Genomic DNA, 16,518 nt, shown 5'->3' with positions numbered 1-16,518 from the left:
AGAGCCACCGTCGTGGGATGAATTAGTGCGACGCCTCGTGGGGCGTGGCACGGAAGACGAGGCCACCCGCGCCCGTCGGCTCGACACCGCCAAGCTGGAACTTGCCAGCGTGGAGGAAGCGGATCACCGCATCGTCAACGCGTCGGTCGAGGAAACCGTCGATCATTTGGTAGCATTGCTGGGATTGTGATCAGCCCCAAGTAGAAGGTCACCTCATTGAACACCCTTGAAGGAATTACTAACCCGCCCGTTGACGAGCTGCTCGAGCACGTCGATTCCAAATACCGTCTCGTCCTGTTCGCCGCGAAGCGCGCGCGTCAGATCAACGCGTACTACTCCCAGCTCGGCGAAGGTCTTCTGGAGAACGTGGGGCCGCTGGTGTCGGCCGCGCCAGAAGACAAGCCTCTCAGCATCGCGTTGCGCGAAATCAATGAGGGTCTGCTGCAGCACAGCGAGTTCGACCCCGAAACAGAACCCGCCGTGGTGCCTGCGGACGACCTCACCTCGTTTGACTTCGTGAACCCCTTCGACGAAGGCGACGCCGAGCAGGGCACTAACGCGGACGCCTGATCCCTTCGGGACACGAATGATTTCCTGGTATCCGGCCGGGTTAGGCGGCTTGTTGCCGCCGCAAAAAACCACTGAGCGGCTTGTCGCCGCAGAAGGAGCTCACTGCATGAGCCGTCTATTCACTTCCGAATCGGTGACGGAAGGTCACCCGGATAAAATCGCAGATTCCATTTCCGACGCCGTCCTCGACGCGCTCCTGACCCACGACCAAAGCGCACGGGTGGCCGTCGAGACACTCATCACCACTGGTTTGGTGGTGGTGGCGGGCGAAGTCACCACACAGGCCTACGCCAACGTCGCGGACATCGTGCGGGAACGCGTTACAGAAATTGGCTATAACTCTTCCAACGTCGGCTTCGACGGCGCCTCATGCGGCGTCTCAGTGGCCATCGGATCCCAGTCACCAGACATCGCGCAGGGCGTCGACAACGCCTGGGAAGCGCGCCAGGGAGACGCTGAGGCATACGCGAAACAGGGCGCTGGCGACCAGGGGCTGATGTTCGGGTACGCCTGCAACGAGACCGCGACGCTCATGCCGCAGCCCATCGACATCGCGCACCGTCTTGCAGAGCGCCTCACCGAAGTACGGAAGACGGAAGAGCTGCCCTACCTCCGCCCCGACGGTAAGACTCAGGTGACGGTGCGCTACGACGATGACGGCAAGCCGGCCGGCGTCGACACCGTCGTTGTCTCCACCCAGCACCATCCTGACGCCGACCTCGAATCGCGCATTCGTCCCGACATCGAGCGCCTCGTCATCGCCCCCGTGCTCGAGCGCTATGGCTACGGCACGTCTGCGCCGCGCATTCTCGTGAACCCGACGGGCAAGTTCGTCATCGGTGGACCCATGAGCGATGCCGGACTCACCGGCCGCAAGATCATCGTCGATACCTATGGCGGTATGGCTCGCCACGGTGGAGGCGCCTTCTCCGGCAAGGACCCGTCGAAGGTCGACCGCTCTGCCGCCTACGCACTGCGTTGGGTGGCCAAGAATGTGGTCGCCGCTGGACTGGCAGACAAGGTTGAAGCCCAGCTGGCGTACGCGATCGGCAAGGCCGAACCCGTCGGCTTCTACATCGACACCTTCGGCACCGGCGCCGTTCCGGAGGCCCAGATTGAGCAAGCCGTGCTCGACGTGTTCGACCTGCGGCCTGCCGCGATCATCCACGACTTGGACCTGCTGCGTCCCATCTACTCGGACGTGTGCGTCTACGGGCACTTCGGACGCGAGATTCCGGCCGCGACGTGGGAGCGCACCGATCGTGCCGAGCAGCTAGCGGCGGCTGTCAAGGGCTAGCTCGGATGTCTCTCCCGCTGGTCGAGGCGCCGGGGCTGACGGTGGCGCGCGTCGCCGTCGACACTCCGCTGGCTCACCTCGACCGGCTCTTCGACTACGCTATCCCGCCTTCTCTCGAAGATCAGGTGGTGCCTGGCTGCCGAGTGAAGGTGCGCTTCGCTGGGCTGCTGCGCGACGGGTGGGTCGTCGAAGTGGGGGAGAGCAGTGCCTTCGACGGCGAACTCGAGCGCATCTCTAAGGTGGTCTCCTCAGAGCCCGTGCTGACGGCCTCGACGCATCGGCTCATTCGGGCAGTGGCTGACCACTACGCGGGCGTGTGGTGGGACGTGGCCCGGCTCGCAATCCCTCCGAGGCACTCCACAACCGAGAAGGCGCCGCAGCGCGCATGGCCGCAGCCCACGCATCCGGAGGTCGCGAGCGTCCTTGGGGAATACCCTGCAGGCGACGGCTTCCTTGCGGCCCTGCGCGAAGGTGGGGCTCCGCGGGCACACTGGCAGGCGGCACCCGTCGCGGCGCCAGGGGATGCCCTCGACGGAGCCATTGAGGCAGCTGCGGCGTGCCTCGAATCGCAGCGCGACGTCATCATCGTGGTGCCCACGGCGCGCGCACTCGACGATGCGCTGCCCCGCCTGCGGGATGCCTTTGGTGCACAAGCGGTGGCGATCCTCTCGTCGGACCAGGGACGCGGCCCGCGCTACCGCAACTACCTGGCCCTCACCCGCGGAGAGGCCCACGTCGTCGTCGGCACGCGCAGCGCCGTGTTCGCTCCCGTACAGCGTCCTGGCCTGCTCATCATCCTCGACGAAGGCAGCGATCACCACGTCGAGCAACGCTCGCCGTATTTCCACGCCCGCACTGTCGCCATCCTGCGAGCGTCGCTCGAGCGATGTGCGGTGATGCTCGTCGGACATGCCCGCTCAGTTGATGCGCATGCGCTCATCGAACGCGGCTGGATGCACGAGATTCGGCTTGCTCCCACGCAGCTGCGTCGCCTCGTTCCGCAGATGCGCACCATCAGCGACGAGGATCGTCACCGCGATCCCACCGCGGCCAAGCTGCGCATCCCGTCCACCGCATTTCAGTTCCTGCGCACCCAGCTTCCCGAAGGGCCGGTGCTGGTGCAGGTGCCGATGCGCGGGCACTCTGCGGCACTGGCTTGCGAGCGCTGCCGCAACCTCGCTAGATGTCCTCAGTGCGAGTCCATGCTGCGGGCCCGCCGAGCCAACGAACCTGTGTGCGGCATGTGTGGCTTCCGTCCCGTCCGCTGGGAGTGTCGCACATGTCACGCGACGCAGCTGCGCACACCGCTGCCGGGAGCGACGCGCACCGCAGAAGAGCTTGCCCGCGCCTTTCCTGGCGTGCTCTCACTCAATAGCTCTGCCGAGCGCATGCGTGACGAAGCGCCCAACGAGCCTGCGATCGTCGTCGCAACCCCCGGCGCCGAACCACGCGTCGACGGTGGATATTCCGGGCTGCTCATCCTGGACGCCGAAGCAACGCTCAGCCGGGCTGATGTGCGGGCTCCCGAGGAGGCCATCCGACGGTGGACCAACGCGCTCGCTTTCGTGCGGCCGCCAGCCGATAACGGGCGGGCGTTGATCGTCGGAGCACATCTGCACCCGGCGGTGCAGGCGATGGCGCGGTGCGACGCCGTCGGCTTTGCCGCACGCGAGCTCGTGGAACGTCAGCACGCTCGGCTGTCGCCTGCGGTGAGGATGGCGCGTGTGACCGGAGAGTCCGACGCAGTGCGCGCCTTCCTCGGCAATGCGTCGTGGGACGGTGCGGAAGTGCTGGGCCCCACCGAAATCGGCCACGAACAGTGGGCGGCCCTGCTGCGCGCGGATTTGGAGCACGGACGAGAGTTCATTGCCCAAGTGAAATCCGCTGCGGCCATCCGGTCGGCCAAGAAACAAGGCGGGGTGCTGAATTATCAGGTCGATCCTAAGGTGATGGCATGAGAATCGTATTTGCGGGAACCCCCGACGTGGCCGTGCCCTCGCTCGACGCGCTCGTGCAGTCGTCGCACCACGTGGTTGGCGTCGTCACTCGCCCAGACGCGCCGGCCGGGCGTGGACGAAAACTCACCCCCTCTCCGGTGGCTGCGCGCGCCGAGGAGCTCGAGCTTCCCGTGCTGAAGCCCGATCACCCGCGCGACGAGGAATTCCAGGCGGCGCTGCGCGCGCTCGAGCCCGACGCGTGCGCGGTGGTGGCCTACGGTGCGCTGCTGCCGCAGTCTGCCCTCGATATACCCGCCCAGGGCTGGATCAACCTGCACTTCTCAGTGCTCCCGCGCTGGCGAGGTGCCGCTCCCGTTCAGCGCGCCATCATGGCGGGGGATAGCGAGACGGGCACCACCTGCTTCCGTATCGTTGCTGCACTCGATGCGGGGCCCATTTTCGATGTTGAGCGCCTTCCGATGCCCGAAGTGACAGCCGGTGAGCTGCTGGCACAACTGGCTGACTCGGGCGCGGCGCAGCTCGTGAGGGTCATGGATTCCATTGCCCAAGGCGCGAAGCCCGAGGAGCAACCCAGCGACGGGATCACCGTCGCATCCAAGCTCACGGTTAATGAGGCGCGGATCGACTTTCATCGTTCCGCTGAGGAAGTCCGCAACCACGTGCTCGGTTGCTCGCCAGACCCGGGAGCGTGGTGCATGGACGGCGACGCACGGTTGAAGGTATTTCGCGCTCGGCTCGCCCCCGACGTGGAGGCTGAGCCCGGGGCGTTGGTGGTGACGAAGCGCCAGGCCTTCGTCGGCTGCGAAGAGGGCGCCGTCGAGCTCCTCGAGGTGCAGGCCTCTGGCAAGCGACGTATGGCGGCCATCGACTGGGCGCGCGGCAAGGGCCAGGGCGAGCTTCGATGAGCCGCGCGATTGCGTTCGATGTACTGCGGGACGTGACCGCGAATGATGCGTACGCGAACCTCGCGCTCGCCAAACGGCTTGCCACCGCTGAACTCAGCACCAGGGACGCCGCCTTCGTCACCGAACTCGTGAGCGGCACGTGCCGTTTCATGGGCACGTACGACGTGATTATTGCGATGGCCGGTAACCGGAAGCTCAGCACCCTGCAGCCGGCCGTCGTCGACGTGCTGCGGCTGGGCGCCCATCAGCTCCTCAGTATGCGGATTCCTCCTCACGCAGCCGTGGGCCAGACGGTGGAACTCGCGAAGTCGAGGATCGGCAAACGCGTGGGTGGGGTAGTGAACGCTATTTTGCGCAAAATCTCCGCGCGCACGCTGGACGAGTGGACCGACCTGGCCGCCAAGGGCAAGGACTGGGCGGCAGCCGCCGCGCTTCGCGGGCATCACCCCGAGTGGGTGGCGAGGGAACTCACAGACGTGCTGCCCAGCGGGGAACTCGAGGAGGCGTTGCGTGCCAACAATGTCGCGCCGGTGCCGACGCTCGTCGTGCGGCCTGGACTGGCCGAGGTCGATGAACTCGACGGCAAGCCATGCAGCTACTCGCCCTTCGGTGCGGTGCGGGAAGGCGACCCGTCGGATGTTCCGGCTGTGCTTGAAGGGCGCGCCGGTGTGCAAGACGAGGGTTCACAGCTGATGACCCTAGCCCTCACCCGTGCGGAGGCGCCGTCGGGACCATGGCTCGACATGTGCGCAGGGCCGGGAGGGAAGGCCGCGCTCCTGGCGGGGCTGGCGAGGCAGCGCGGTACGTGGCTGCTGGCTAGCGAGGCGCACGAGCACCGCGCCCAACTCGTCCAACGCGCCGTGGCGTGCTACGGCGACGTACCCGTCACGACGGCCGACGGCACCCGCCCGGCGTGGGCGCCACGAAGCTTCGCACGCGTCATGGTGGACGTGCCCTGCAGCGGATTAGGCGCGTTGCGCAGACGACCGGAATCACGCTGGCGCCGCACGGAGCAAGACGTGCTCGAATTGCAGCCCCTGCAGAGAGCGCTACTCAACAGTGCGTTGGAATCGGCGATGCCCGGTGGAGTCGTCGCCTACGTGACGTGTTCCCCGCACCGGGCGGAAACCAGGGCCATCGTGCACGATGTACTGGCGAGCCGCTCCGAGGTGGAACTGATCGACGCCCCGAACCTACTGCCGGAGGTGCCCGACTGCGCGGACGGGCCATTTGTGCAGTTGTGGCCGCACCGACACGGCACCGACGCCATGTTCCTCGCCGTCATGCATCGCCGATAGACTGCGGGGCATGGACCTCCAGATCACCCCAAGCATTCTGAACGCCGACCTCGCCAACCTCGCCGCTGAGGTATCTCGCATCTCCCATGCGGACATGGTGCACGTCGACGTGATGGACGGGCATTTCGTGCCGAACCTCACATTTGGCTTGCCTGTCGTCGAATCGTTGCTGCGCCACACTGAGCTCCCCATCGACATGCACCTCATGATCGAAGCACCCGACCGGTGGGCCCCCGCCTACGCGGAGGCTGGGGCCACGTCGGTGACGTTCCACATCGAGGCCGCGAAGGCCCCGGTGCGCCTGGCGAGGGAGCTGCGCCGACTGGGTGCCCGCTCCTCGGCGGCGCTCAACCCGGCCACGCCGGTCGAGATGGTCGAAGACATGCTCGACGAGGTGGACATGGTGCTGCTCATGACCGTTGAGCCCGGCTTCGGTGGGCAGAAGTTTCTCGACATGGTACTGCCGAAAATTCGCCGCCTGCGAAAAACCATCGGTGATCGAGACATCTCCATTCAGGTCGACGGCGGGGTGTCCGTCGAAACCATCGAACGCTGCGCCGAGGCCGGGGCGAACGTGTTCGTCGCTGGGTCTGCGGTGTACCGCGAAGATGATTGCGACGCGATGATCGATCAGCTGCGCGCTCTCGCCACCGCTAAGGCCACCGTCTAAGTAGAACCCGCCAAGCGGCGGTTAGCCGCCGCGGTGGCGAAGGTACTTCTCGAACTCCTCGGCGATGCGTTCGCCGGAGTTCTCTTCGACCACCTCTTGGTCGCGCGCTTCCTCGAGCTGCTCGATGTATTCCTCGATATCCGGGTCTTGGCCGGCGAGTTCATCCACGGCCTCGATCCAGGATGCGGCCGCTGATTCCAGATCGTCGCGGTCGAACTGCACGCACAACGCGGTCTCGAGGCGCTCGAGAAGCTGCAGCTGCGCCTTGGGGTTCGGCGGGTTGGACACGTAGTGGGGCACCGATACCCACAGCGACGCCGACGGCAGCCCGGCGTGCGCGAGGGCCTGGCTGAGCACACCGATGATGCCCGTCGGCCCGGAGTACGACGATGACTCGAAGCCCAAGCGCTCACGCAGGTCGTCGGTATGCGCGTAGAGGCCGGTGGGGAAGGGCCGAGAGTGCGGCGTATCCGCGAGCATGGCCCCGACGGTGAGTGTGATGCTGGGGGAGAACTGCTCGACGCGTTCCACAATCTCGCGGCAGAAGCTTCGCCAGCGCAGATTCGGTTCGGGCCCGACGACCATGATGATGTCGCGGGTTTCGTGCCGGAGCCTGCGGAACCGGATGCCTGGCCACTCGATCCACGCACCATCGGCTTCTCGGCGAACCCACGGGCGGGTGGCCTGGAAGTCAAAGTAGGTTTCGTCGTCGATGGACTGCAGCTCATCGCCGGGCAATGCCTCGATGAGGCGTTCCGCCAAGTCGCTTGCCGCGTTCGCTGCGTCGTTCCATCCGCTGAACGCGATCACGACCGCGGGGTCACGAAGATCGGTGGGTGGCTCGAAGTGCATTGTCCCAGCCTAGCGCGCGCGTCCGCGGGCGAGACATCACGATTCGGCGTACCGTCGGTTGCCGATACAGTGGCCCGCATGAACAGCAGCTTTCGAGACATCCTTGGCACGCGAGTTCTGGTGGCTGACGGCGCGATGGGCACGATGCTTCAGTCGTTTACCGACCTCTCGCTAGAGGAGGATTTCCAGGGCCTCGAGGGCTGTAACGAGATCCTCAATGTCACGCGCCCCGACGTCGTCGAACAGATCCACCGGGCTTACCTCGATGCAGGCGCTGATTGCGTCGAGACCAACACGTTCGGCACCAACCTCGCCGCACTCGGCGAATATGGCATCGTGGAGCGCCTCGACGAGCTCGCCGAGGCCGCCGCGCGCATCGCCCGCACCACGGCCGACGAGTACACCGACAAGCCCCGCTTCGTGCTGGGTTCTATCGGGCCAGGCACCAAGCTGCCCACGCTCGGCCACATTCGCTTCGCAGACGTCCGCGACGCGTACCAGCGGCAGGTGACTGCCATGCTGCGCGGCGGCATCGACGCCGTGCTCATCGAGACGTGCCAAGACTTGCTGCAAGCGAAGGCGGCGGTGATCGCGGCGAAACGTGCGCGGGCGGAGGCTGGCGTGGACCTCCCGATCCTCGTGAACGTCACGGTGGAGACCACGGGCACGATGTTGCTGGGTTCCGAGATCGGAGCCGCCCTCATCACGCTCGATGCGCTCGGCGTGGACTCGATTGGCCTCAACTGCGCCACCGGCCCCACCGAAATGAGCGAGCACCTGCGCCACCTGTCTCGCCGCTTCACCCGCAACGTCGCCTGCATGCCGAACGCCGGTCTGCCCGAAATCACCGCTGACGGAGCGGTCTACCCGCTCGAAGCGGAGCCCTTTGCCGACGCGCTCGCGCCCTTCGTCGACGACTACGGCCTCGCCCTCGTCGGCGGATGCTGCGGCACGACGCCCGAACACGTCGCGGTGCTCGTGGCGCGGTTCGGAGGCAAGGAAGTCGCGCCGCGCGAGCCGCAGCCCGAGGATGCGATCAGTTCTCTCTACGTCGAGGTGCCCTTCGACCAGGATGCGAGCTACTTGAGCATCGGCGAACGCACCAACGCCAACGGATCAAAGGCATTCCGGGAAGCGATGCTCGAGGGCCGCTTCGATGACTGCGTCAACATCGCGAAGGCCCAGGCCCGCGACGGCGCCCACCTGCTCGACCTCTGCGCCGACTACGTCGGTCGCGACGGCGTGAGCGACATGGAGGAACTCGCGGGCCGACTGTCCACGTCGGTCACCCTCCCCATCATGCTCGACTCCACAGAGCCCGACGTGATCCGCGCCGGGCTCGAGAAATTGGCCGGGCGCTGCGTGGTCAACTCCGTGAACTACGAAGACGGCGACGGTCCGGACAGCCGCTTCGCACGCGTCATGCCGATGATCCAGGAGCACGGTGCGGCGGTCGTCGCGCTCACCATCGACGAGGAAGGCCAGGCGCGTACCGCCGAGTGGAAGGTGCGATGCGCGTCGAGGCTCATCGACGACCTCACCGGCAACTGGGGCATGCACGTGGGTGACATTCTCGTCGATTGCCTCACATTCCCCATCGGCACCGGCCAGGAGGAAACCCGTCGGGATGCGCTCGAGACCATCGAAGCCATCCGCGAACTGAAGGCCAAATACCCCGGAGTTCGCACCACGCTCGGTGTGTCCAATGTGTCGTTCGGCCTCAACCCTGCCGCCCGCATCGTGTTGAACTCCGTGTTCCTCCACGAGTGCGTTCAAGCCGGCCTCGACTCCGCGATCGTACATTCGGCGAAGATCCTGCCCATGGATCGCATCCCCGACGATCAGCGCCAGGTGGCGCTCGACCTGATCTACGACCGTCGCGACGAGTACGATCCGCTCGCGAAGTTCCTCGAAATGTTCGAGGGCGTCACCGCGAAATCGGCCCGCGAGACCCGCGCCGCGGAACTCGCCGCGCTACCGCTCGCCGAGCGCCTGCAGCGCCGCATCATCGACGGCGAAGCGAAGGGCCTCGAAGCCGACCTGGACGAAGCGCTGCAGTCCAAAGAAGCGATCGCCATCATCAATGAGGACCTGCTCGCCGGTATGAAGGTGGTGGGCGACCTGTTCGGGTCAGGACAGATGCAGCTGCCGTTCGTGCTCCAGTCGGCAGAGACGATGAAGGCCGCCGTCGCGCACCTCGAGCCGCACATGGAGAAAACCGACGGGTCCGGCAAGGGCACCCTGGTGTTGGCCACGGTGCGCGGCGACGTGCACGACATCGGCAAGAACCTCGTCGACATCATCGTGAGCAACAACGGATACACCGTGATCAACATCGGCATCAAGCAGCCGATCCAGGCCATCATCGATGCCGCCGAAGAGCACAACGCCGACGTGATCGGCATGTCCGGGCTGCTCGTGAAGTCGACGCTGGTGATGAAGGACAACCTCGTCGAGATGAACCGTCTCGGGCTCGCCGACAAATACCCGGTGCTGCTGGGCGGTGCCGCGCTCACCCGCGCCTACGTCGAGCAGGATTTGGGTGATCTGTTCCAGGGCGAGGTGCGCTACGCCAAGGACGCCTTCGAAGGTTTGGCCCTGATGGATGCCGTGATGGCCGTCAAACAGGGCGTTCCCGGCGCGAAGCTGCCGGAACGAAAACAGCGGCGTGTGAAGGCTCGCGAGTCGCTCGTCGAGATCGTAGAACCCGAGCTGGGCGTGCGCTCCGACGTCGCCCGCGGCCTGCCCGTGCCCACCCCGCCATTTTGGGGCACCCGCGTGATCAAGGGCATCGGCATGAACGACATCCTCGAATGGCTCGACCACCGCGCCACGTTCATGGGGCGCTGGGGGCTTCGCGGCAACCGCGACGGGATGAGCTACGAGGAGCTCGTCGAGCAGGAGGCCATGCCGCGCATGCGCATGTGGATCGACCGCATCGCGACCGAGTCGCTCGCAGATTTCGGCGTCGTCTACGGCTACTTTCCGGTGCATTCGGAAGACGAGACGCTCATCGTCGGCGACCCGGAAGATCCGACGGTGGAAGTCGCCCGGTTCACGTTCCCCAGGCAGCGCCGGGACCGCAAGCTGTGCCTCTCGGATTTCTTCCGCGACAAGGAAGAGACGGAACGGCTCGGGCCCGACGTGTTGCCCATGCAGTTGGTGACGATGGGCAGCCGCGTGGCCGGTGCCGCCAACGAGCTCTTCGCCGCCGACGCGTACCGCGAATACCTCGAGCTCCACGGCCTCTCCGTGCAGCTCACCGAGGCGCTGGCCGAGTACTGGCACCAGCGCATCCGCACCGAGCTCGGGTATGCCGACGAAGAACGCACGGTGCACGAGGCCATCCACAAGCAGGCCTACCGAGGTTCGCGGTACTCGTTCGGCTACCCGGCCTGCCCGAACCTCGAAGACCGGATCGCGCTCGTGCGCCTGCTGGACCCGTCGCGTATTGGTGTGGAGCTGAGCGAGGAGCTGCAGCTGCATCCCGAGCAGTCCACCGACGCCATCATCCTCCACCACCCCGAGGCGAAGTACTTCAGCGTCTGACAACCAGGTAGGCTGCCACAGTTGGGAAGGAGCATGCGTGGATTCGTTGCAAGCGATCATCTGGGATTTCGACGGCACCCTGGTCAATAGCGAACCTTATTGGCACGGGGAGGAGAAACGCCTCGTCGCCGAGCACGACGGTTCCTGGACCGACGAGGACGCAGTCCGCATGGTGGGGCAACACGTTCGCGTCACCGCGCAACATCTCGCGGAGGCCATGGGCCGCCCCGACGACGGCGACGCCGTGATGACCGAGCTCATCTCACGCGTGGGTAGGCGAATCAGCGATCGCTTGCCCTACATGCCGGGCGCGCTAGAGCTCGTCGAGGAAGCCTCTGCTCGCGGCATTCGTCAGTGCATCGTCACCGCCAGCAACCAGGACATCCTCGACGCCGCCATGGCCCAGCTGCCTCCTGCCTTCGAGTTCATCATCACCGCCGATGACGTCACCCACACCAAACCCCATCCGGAAGCGTACGAACTGGCGTTGCAGTGCCTCGATCTCCCAGCGTCGCAGTGCGTGATTTTGGAAGACTCCATCTCTGGGTCGGCGGCGGGGCTCGCTGCCGGCGGGTTGGTCGTCGGGGTGCCGATGCATCAGCCCCTGGATCCGCATCCACGCATGGCCATCTTCGACGATGGGCTTGCCACGACGAACCTTGACCGCCTCGTCGACACATGGCGTCAGCTGAAGGACGCTGAGTGAGCGCGTCGGGGGTGCGACACGGCCCATTGCAGCCGGGCGAGCGCGTGACGCTCACCGACACCAAGGGACGCCGCAAATCGCTCGTGCTGAAAGAAGGCGCGGTATGGCACACCACCCACGGCGCCGTGCGCCACGATGATCTGCTCGGCGGACCCGAAGGCGTGGTGATTCGCTCTGCTGGCGGCATGGAGTGGCTGGCATTCCGCCCGATTCTGAACGAGTTCATGGTGTCGATGCCGCGCGAGGCCGCCGTGATTTATCCCAAGGATGCGGCGCAAATCCTCATGTGGACCGACATCTACCCAGGCGCCCGCGTCCTGGAGGCGGGTGTCGGCTCCGGCGCGCTGACCCTGGCGCTGCTGCGCGCCATTGGGCCGGACGGCAAGCTCATGAGCTACGAGCGGCGGCAGGAGTTCGCCGACGTCGCGGCGAAGAACGTCGAGAATTTCCTCGGCGACGGCCACCCCACGTGGGAGTTGCGCGTCGGCGACCTGGTCGAAGCCATCACAGACGAGCCCATCGACCGCGCCACCCTGGACATGCTCGCGCCGTGGGAATGCATCGACGCGGTGGGGGAGCGGATGGTGCCCGGGGGCGTGCTGTGTTGCTACGTCGCCACTACGACGCAGCTCGGGCGCGTCGCGGACACGCTGCGCGCCCACGGCGGGTTTACTGAGCCCGTGATGACGGAGACGACGGTGCGCGACTGGCACGCTGAGGGGCTCGCCATTCGGCCAGGGCATGCAACGGCAAGCCACACGGGTTTTCTGTTGACGTCGAAGCGGCTCGCGCCGGGCCAGCAGGCGCCCATGCGCAAGCGTCGCCCAGCGCCCGGCGCGTACGGCCCGGACTACGTCGGCCCGCGCCCTCGCAACATCCCAGCGCAGCTGGGCGGCGCGTCGGTCTCAAGCCTGAGCGGTACGGCGACGCTTGATCAGCGCCCAGCAGGCTCGCCAGCCCAGCAGGAAGAGCGCGAGCACACCGCCCGCGACAAGGATGAACGCGACGGCGGCGCTGGTGCCGCTCATCAGTCGCACGGCGATGCCGCCCAGCCAGGTGACCAGCCAGCTCACGACGCCGGCGCGCCAGCCAGCGCCCATATCGCCCAGCGCGGCGATGATTGCCCAGGCGACGAGGCAAGCGACGAGGAACGGCCAGGCAGTCACGAACAGCCCGAGCGGGCTTTCCCCGTGGCTCATCCGGCCGAGCGCCGAGAAGATGAGCACGAACAGCATGTCCAAACCGAGGGGAACCAAGCGCATCATGCTGGACATCTTAGGAGGCAGGCTTGATGAATCTGCACCAGGGCACACCGACCGACCCGTTGCTGGGATTGACGTCGTCGTTCGCGGAACTGGCGGAGCGTCGAGGCGTGCTCGCACCCAGCACTGAGGCGCCTGCCACCGTGCCACATGGCACGACGATCGTCGCGTGTAGATATGCTGACGGCGTGGTGGTTGCAGGGGATCGACGCGCCACCGTCGGCAATGTCATCGCGCTGCATGACATCGAGAAGGTGTTCGGGGCCGACGAGGAGTCGGTGATCGGCATTGCCGGCGCGGCGGGGATCGCCGTCGAACTCGTGCGGCTGTTTCAGGTGGAGCTGGAGCATTTCGAGAAGATCGAGGGTCTGCCGCTGAGCTTCGAGGGGAAGGCGAACCGGCTGGGTGTGCTCGTGCGCAACAACTTGCCCATGACGATGCAAGGGCTCGCCGTGCAGCCGCTGTTTGCTGGGTGGGATAGGCAGGCGGGCACGGGACGCATCTTCACCTACGACGGCACGGGCGGCCGCTACGAGGAGCGGGAGTTCTCGGGAATCGGCTCTGGAGCGTCGTATGCGCGCTCGACGCTGAAGAAGCTGCACGACCCGGACGCCGACGAACTCACCGCGGTGACGGTGCTGTTGCAGTCGCTCTTCGACGCTGCCGACGATGATTCCGCCACGTCCGGGCTCGACCTCACCCGAGGCATTCTGCCCATCGTGATGCGCGCCTCGAGCGATGGCGTGGCGAAGTGGGATGCTGACGGCGTGCTCACCGTCGCGGAACGCGTCGTTGCTCAGCGTTCACAGCGCCACGGAGGCCCGAAGGGAGCCGCGCTATGACGATGCCGTTCTACGTTTCCCCCGAGCAGCAGATGCTCGACCGGGCCGAGTTCGCCCGCAAGGGCATCGCGCGTGGACGCTCCGTCGCAGTGATGCAGGTTGAGACTGGCATCGTGTGTATCGCGGAGAACCATTCGTCGACGCTGCACAAAATCTCCGAGATTTACGACCGCATCGGGTTCGCCGCTGTCGGGCGCTACCACGAGTTCGAGATGCTGCGCGTTGCTGGCATCCAGCACGCTGATTTGCGCGGCTACGCCTACGACCGCAGCGATGTGACGGCGCGCAGCCTGGCCGGCGCCTACTCCCAGCTGCTCGGCGGAGCATTCGCGTCGTCAGGGGACAAGCCGTACGAGGTGGATCTCATCCTCGCCGAGCTCGGCGAAACCGCAGCTGACGACGTGTTATACCGCATCAGCTACGACGGGGTGATCGTCGACGAGCAGCAAGTGAGCGTGATCGGTGGCGACGCCGACCGCATAGCCCAGGCGCTGCGCGAGCAGCACGAAGTGGGGCACACGCTCGACGATGCCGTGCGGCTCACCGCGGGCTCGCTCAGCACGGGGGAGCCGCTCACGGCCACGCAGCTCGAGGTGGCGGTGCTGGATAGGACGCTGGCACGCCGTCGTCGGTTCCGGCGCATCGCTGTGAGCGACGTGGAGGCGATGCTCAATGGCTGATCCTCGCGTGCTCATCATCGGGGCGGGTTTGGTGGGCAGCTCACTGGGGCTCGCGCTCACCCGGAACGGCTGCGACGTGGTGCTCTCCGACCAGGTGGGCTCCCACGCGGTGGTGGCAGCCGGGCTCGGCGCGGGGCGCGTCGGGCTGCCGGCCGCCGATGAAGTAGACATCGTGGTGGTCGCTACTCCTCCCGCCGTGATCGCACGCGTTGTTGCCGATGCCCTGCACCGATTTCCCACTGCGGTGGTGACAGACGTCGGTTCGGTGAAGGGCACCATCATCGACGATGTGCAAGTGCTGGCCCCCAACCTCGCCGCCCGCTACGTGCCCTCGCACCCCATGGCAGGCTCGCAGTACACCGGCCCGCTCACCGCAAGCGCCGATCTGTTCGTCGACCGCACGTGGGTGGTCACACCTGGGCCACTGAACGCCGACGAACACGTGCAGCAGGTGGTGAATTTAGCCGAGCGCACCGGGGCGCACGTGGTGATCATGCCGGCTGAGCAGCACGACGTCGCCGTCGCGCAGGTGAGTCACGTGCCGCACCTCATGAGCATCCTTACCGCGTCGCATCTGCGTGCGGTGCCGGGGGAGAACATCGCGCTCGCCGGGCAGGGCATTCGTGACGTCACCCGCATTGCCGGCTCAGACCCGGGGTTGTGGCGGCAGATTATTTCAGCGAACGCCGACGCCATCCGGGGCGAGCTGGACGAAGTTGCGGAGGATCTTCGCTATCTCTTGGGCGTGCTCGACCAGCCCGAGAAATTGGAGCAGTTCCTGGGGCTCGGGCAGGCGGGTGCGAAGGCGCTACTCGTCAAACACGGCGCGAAACCCATCGACGTGCACGAGGTTACCGTCGAGATTCCCGACGAGCCGCGCGCCCTTGCGCGCTTGTTCACGGACATCGGCGATGCTGGGTTGAACGTGGAAGACTTCGAGCTGCGGCACGATCCGGTTCGGCAGGTGGGCTATCTCACCATTTCTGTCGATCATGAGCGTGCCGAGCAGTTCCGGGACACGTTGGAGCAGCAAGGCTGGGTAGCCGCCTCGGCGGCCAGAAAGGGCTAACCATGGATTCGTTGTTGATCGCCATCGACGGGCCGTCCGGCTCCGGGAAGTCGACGACGGCGCGTCTGCTCGCCGCTAAACACGGGCTTGGCTACCTCGACACCGGGGCGATGTACCGCGCGGAGACCGCGGGTGTGTTGGCCGAGGGCGTTCGCGACGACGACATCGCCGCATACGTCGCCAACGCAGCGCTCAACATCGAGACGGTGGTGGAGGGCAACCGTCTGACCATCAACGGCCGCGACGTCACCGAGGAGATTCGCGAACCGCGCATCTCCGCAGCCGTGTCCCGCATCGCCACCAACCTTGAAGTACGGCGCATCCTGACCGACCGCATGCGCAGCATCATCGACGAGCACCGCCGCCGGATCGTCGTCGAGGGGCGCGACATCACCACGGTCGTCGCCCCCGATGCCGACGTGCGCATCCTGCTCGTCGCCGACCCCGCCGCCCGCGTCGCCCGACGCGAAGCGGAGCTGTCCGGCAAGGCCGACCACGCAGCCGTCACCGACCAGGTACTGCGCCGCGACCGCGACGATTCCACGGTGTCGAACTTCACCGATGCCGCAGAAGGCGTCGTCGTGATCGATTCCACGTTCATCAGCCCCGACGAAGTGGTCGCCGAGATCGAGAAGTTGTTCCCGCATGCGTGAGCCCCTCGATGTGCTGGTGTGTTACGTGCCGGTGGAGGCCACCGACGCGGTGCTGGCGTCGCTGTTCGCAGCCGGCGCGGGCACCGTCGGCGAATACGAACACTGCGCGTTTTTCACCGCCGGTACGGGGCAGTTCCGCCCCATCGGCGACGCCAACCCCACCATCGGCCAGGTGGGGGAGCTGGAGCGCGTCACCGAGCACCGCGT

The 16,518-nt window shown here is 66.2% G+C and carries 14 protein-coding genes and 3 pseudogenes; 15 read left to right on the top strand and 2 right to left on the bottom strand.

The features are described from left to right. The 7 genes and pseudogenes from Q0X68_RS11350 to rpe form a co-directional block, all read left to right on the top strand. Window positions 1-190: pseudogene (locus Q0X68_RS11350) on the top strand (guanylate kinase); the annotation flags it as partial. Between the two features lie 26 nt (window positions 191-216). After that, complete coding sequence (gene rpoZ / locus Q0X68_RS11345; RefSeq protein WP_297751820.1) at window positions 217-570, top strand: DNA-directed RNA polymerase subunit omega; 354 nt, start codon at window positions 217-219, stop codon at window positions 568-570. 106 nt (window positions 571-676) lie between these two features. Then, window positions 677-1,867 carry a methionine adenosyltransferase gene (metK, locus tag Q0X68_RS11340; protein WP_297751817.1) on the top strand — a complete coding sequence of 397 codons (1,191 nt, stop codon included), beginning with the start codon at window positions 677-679 and terminating at the stop codon, window positions 1,865-1,867. 5 nt (window positions 1,868-1,872) lie between these two features. Next, window positions 1,873-3,825: a primosomal protein N' gene (locus Q0X68_RS11335; protein WP_297751814.1), complete on the top strand. Its 1,953-nt coding sequence runs from the start codon at window positions 1,873-1,875 to the stop codon at window positions 3,823-3,825. Next, window positions 3,822-4,730, top strand: coding sequence for a methionyl-tRNA formyltransferase (fmt, locus tag Q0X68_RS11330; protein ID WP_297751811.1), 909 nt, complete (start codon window positions 3,822-3,824; stop codon window positions 4,728-4,730). The genes Q0X68_RS11335 and fmt overlap by 4 nt, the downstream gene beginning before the upstream one ends. Further along, a complete protein-coding gene (locus Q0X68_RS11325; RefSeq protein WP_297751808.1) occupies window positions 4,727-6,028 on the top strand; it encodes an RsmB/NOP family class I SAM-dependent RNA methyltransferase in 1,302 nt (433 codons plus the stop codon). The genes fmt and Q0X68_RS11325 overlap by 4 nt, the downstream gene beginning before the upstream one ends. Window positions 6,029-6,038: 10 nt before the next feature. Continuing rightward, window positions 6,039-6,698: a ribulose-phosphate 3-epimerase gene (gene rpe / locus Q0X68_RS11320; protein ID WP_108872003.1), complete on the top strand. Its 660-nt coding sequence runs from the start codon at window positions 6,039-6,041 to the stop codon at window positions 6,696-6,698. A 21-nt stretch (window positions 6,699-6,719) separates the two neighbouring features. Here the strand turns inward: rpe and Q0X68_RS11315 are convergent, their stop codons facing one another. Then, window positions 6,720-7,550 (bottom strand): PAC2 family protein, encoded by an 831-nt coding sequence (locus Q0X68_RS11315; protein WP_297751802.1) that lies wholly within the window; start codon window positions 7,548-7,550, stop codon window positions 6,720-6,722. Window positions 7,551-7,628: 78 nt separating this feature from the next. On the opposite strand from Q0X68_RS11315, the gene metH reads away from it, so the two are divergent. From metH to Q0X68_RS13185, 3 genes and pseudogenes are all read left to right on the top strand, one after another. Further along, window positions 7,629-11,099: a methionine synthase gene (gene metH, locus Q0X68_RS11310; protein WP_297751799.1), complete on the top strand. Its 3,471-nt coding sequence runs from the start codon at window positions 7,629-7,631 to the stop codon at window positions 11,097-11,099. A gap of 37 nt (window positions 11,100-11,136) precedes the next feature. Beyond that, a complete protein-coding gene (locus Q0X68_RS11305) occupies window positions 11,137-11,805 on the top strand; it encodes an HAD family phosphatase (RefSeq protein WP_297751795.1) in 669 nt (222 codons plus the stop codon). Next, window positions 11,802-12,464 (top strand): annotated as a pseudogene (locus Q0X68_RS13185) (tRNA (adenine-N1)-methyltransferase); the annotation flags it as partial. The gene Q0X68_RS11305 and the pseudogene Q0X68_RS13185, both read left to right, overlap by 4 nt. A 246-nt stretch (window positions 12,465-12,710) precedes the next feature. On the opposite strand, the gene Q0X68_RS13180 reads toward Q0X68_RS13185, so the two are convergent. Next, window positions 12,711-13,004, bottom strand: coding sequence for a DUF3054 domain-containing protein (locus Q0X68_RS13180; RefSeq protein ID WP_366128290.1), 294 nt, complete (start codon window positions 13,002-13,004; stop codon window positions 12,711-12,713). 92 nt (window positions 13,005-13,096) lie between these two features. On the opposite strand from Q0X68_RS13180, the gene prcB reads away from it, so the two are divergent. The 5 genes and pseudogenes from prcB to Q0X68_RS11275 all read left to right on the top strand — a co-directional run. Then, window positions 13,097-13,909, top strand: a complete 813-nt coding sequence (prcB, locus tag Q0X68_RS11295) for a proteasome subunit beta (protein WP_297751824.1) — start codon at window positions 13,097-13,099, stop codon at window positions 13,907-13,909. Then, the gene (prcA, locus tag Q0X68_RS11290; RefSeq protein WP_297751788.1) at window positions 13,906-14,589 is read left to right on the top strand and encodes a proteasome subunit alpha; all 684 of its coding nucleotides are present in this window, start codon (window positions 13,906-13,908) and stop codon (window positions 14,587-14,589) included. The genes prcB and prcA overlap by 4 nt, the downstream gene beginning before the upstream one ends. Beyond that, complete coding sequence (locus tag Q0X68_RS11285) at window positions 14,582-15,658, top strand: prephenate dehydrogenase (RefSeq protein ID WP_297751785.1); 1,077 nt, start codon at window positions 14,582-14,584, stop codon at window positions 15,656-15,658. The genes prcA and Q0X68_RS11285 overlap by 8 nt, the downstream gene beginning before the upstream one ends. Window positions 15,659-15,660: 2 nt before the next feature. Beyond that, window positions 15,661-16,311, top strand: coding sequence for a (d)CMP kinase (gene cmk, locus Q0X68_RS11280; protein ID WP_297751782.1), 651 nt, complete (start codon window positions 15,661-15,663; stop codon window positions 16,309-16,311). Next, window positions 16,304-16,518: pseudogene (locus Q0X68_RS11275) on the top strand (Nif3-like dinuclear metal center hexameric protein); the annotation flags it as partial. The gene cmk and the pseudogene Q0X68_RS11275, both read left to right, overlap by 8 nt.

Source organism: uncultured Tessaracoccus sp., assembly GCF_947286155.1.
Taxonomy (GTDB): domain Bacteria; phylum Actinomycetota; class Actinomycetes; order Propionibacteriales; family Propionibacteriaceae; genus Arachnia.
The sequence above is the reverse complement of the archived record's forward strand: the minus strand, read 5'-3'. Positions and strand labels throughout refer to the sequence as shown.

Excerpts from the sequence above, each read along its gene's own strand:
- cmk (WP_297751782.1), top strand. The coding sequence starts at position 15,661 with ATGGATTCGTTGTTGATCGCCATCGACGGGCCGTCCGGCTCCGGGAAG.
- prcB (WP_297751824.1), top strand. The coding sequence starts at position 13,097 with ATGAATCTGCACCAGGGCACACCGACCGACCCGTTGCTGGGATTGACG.
- Q0X68_RS11325 (WP_297751808.1), top strand. The coding sequence starts at position 4,727 with ATGAGCCGCGCGATTGCGTTCGATGTACTGCGGGACGTGACCGCGAAT.
- Q0X68_RS11315 (WP_297751802.1), bottom strand. The coding sequence starts at position 7,550 with ATGCACTTCGAGCCACCCACCGATCTTCGTGACCCCGCGGTCGTGATC.
- Q0X68_RS11285 (WP_297751785.1), top strand. The coding sequence starts at position 14,582 with ATGGCTGATCCTCGCGTGCTCATCATCGGGGCGGGTTTGGTGGGCAGC.
- rpe (WP_108872003.1), top strand. The coding sequence starts at position 6,039 with ATGGACCTCCAGATCACCCCAAGCATTCTGAACGCCGACCTCGCCAAC.
- Q0X68_RS13180 (WP_366128290.1), bottom strand. The coding sequence starts at position 13,004 with ATGAGCCACGGGGAAAGCCCGCTCGGGCTGTTCGTGACTGCCTGGCCG.
- prcA (WP_297751788.1), top strand. The coding sequence starts at position 13,906 with ATGACGATGCCGTTCTACGTTTCCCCCGAGCAGCAGATGCTCGACCGG.
- fmt (WP_297751811.1), top strand. The coding sequence starts at position 3,822 with ATGAGAATCGTATTTGCGGGAACCCCCGACGTGGCCGTGCCCTCGCTC.
- metH (WP_297751799.1), top strand. The coding sequence starts at position 7,629 with ATGAACAGCAGCTTTCGAGACATCCTTGGCACGCGAGTTCTGGTGGCT.
- metK (WP_297751817.1), top strand. The coding sequence starts at position 677 with ATGAGCCGTCTATTCACTTCCGAATCGGTGACGGAAGGTCACCCGGAT.
- Q0X68_RS11335 (WP_297751814.1), top strand. The coding sequence starts at position 1,873 with ATGTCTCTCCCGCTGGTCGAGGCGCCGGGGCTGACGGTGGCGCGCGTC.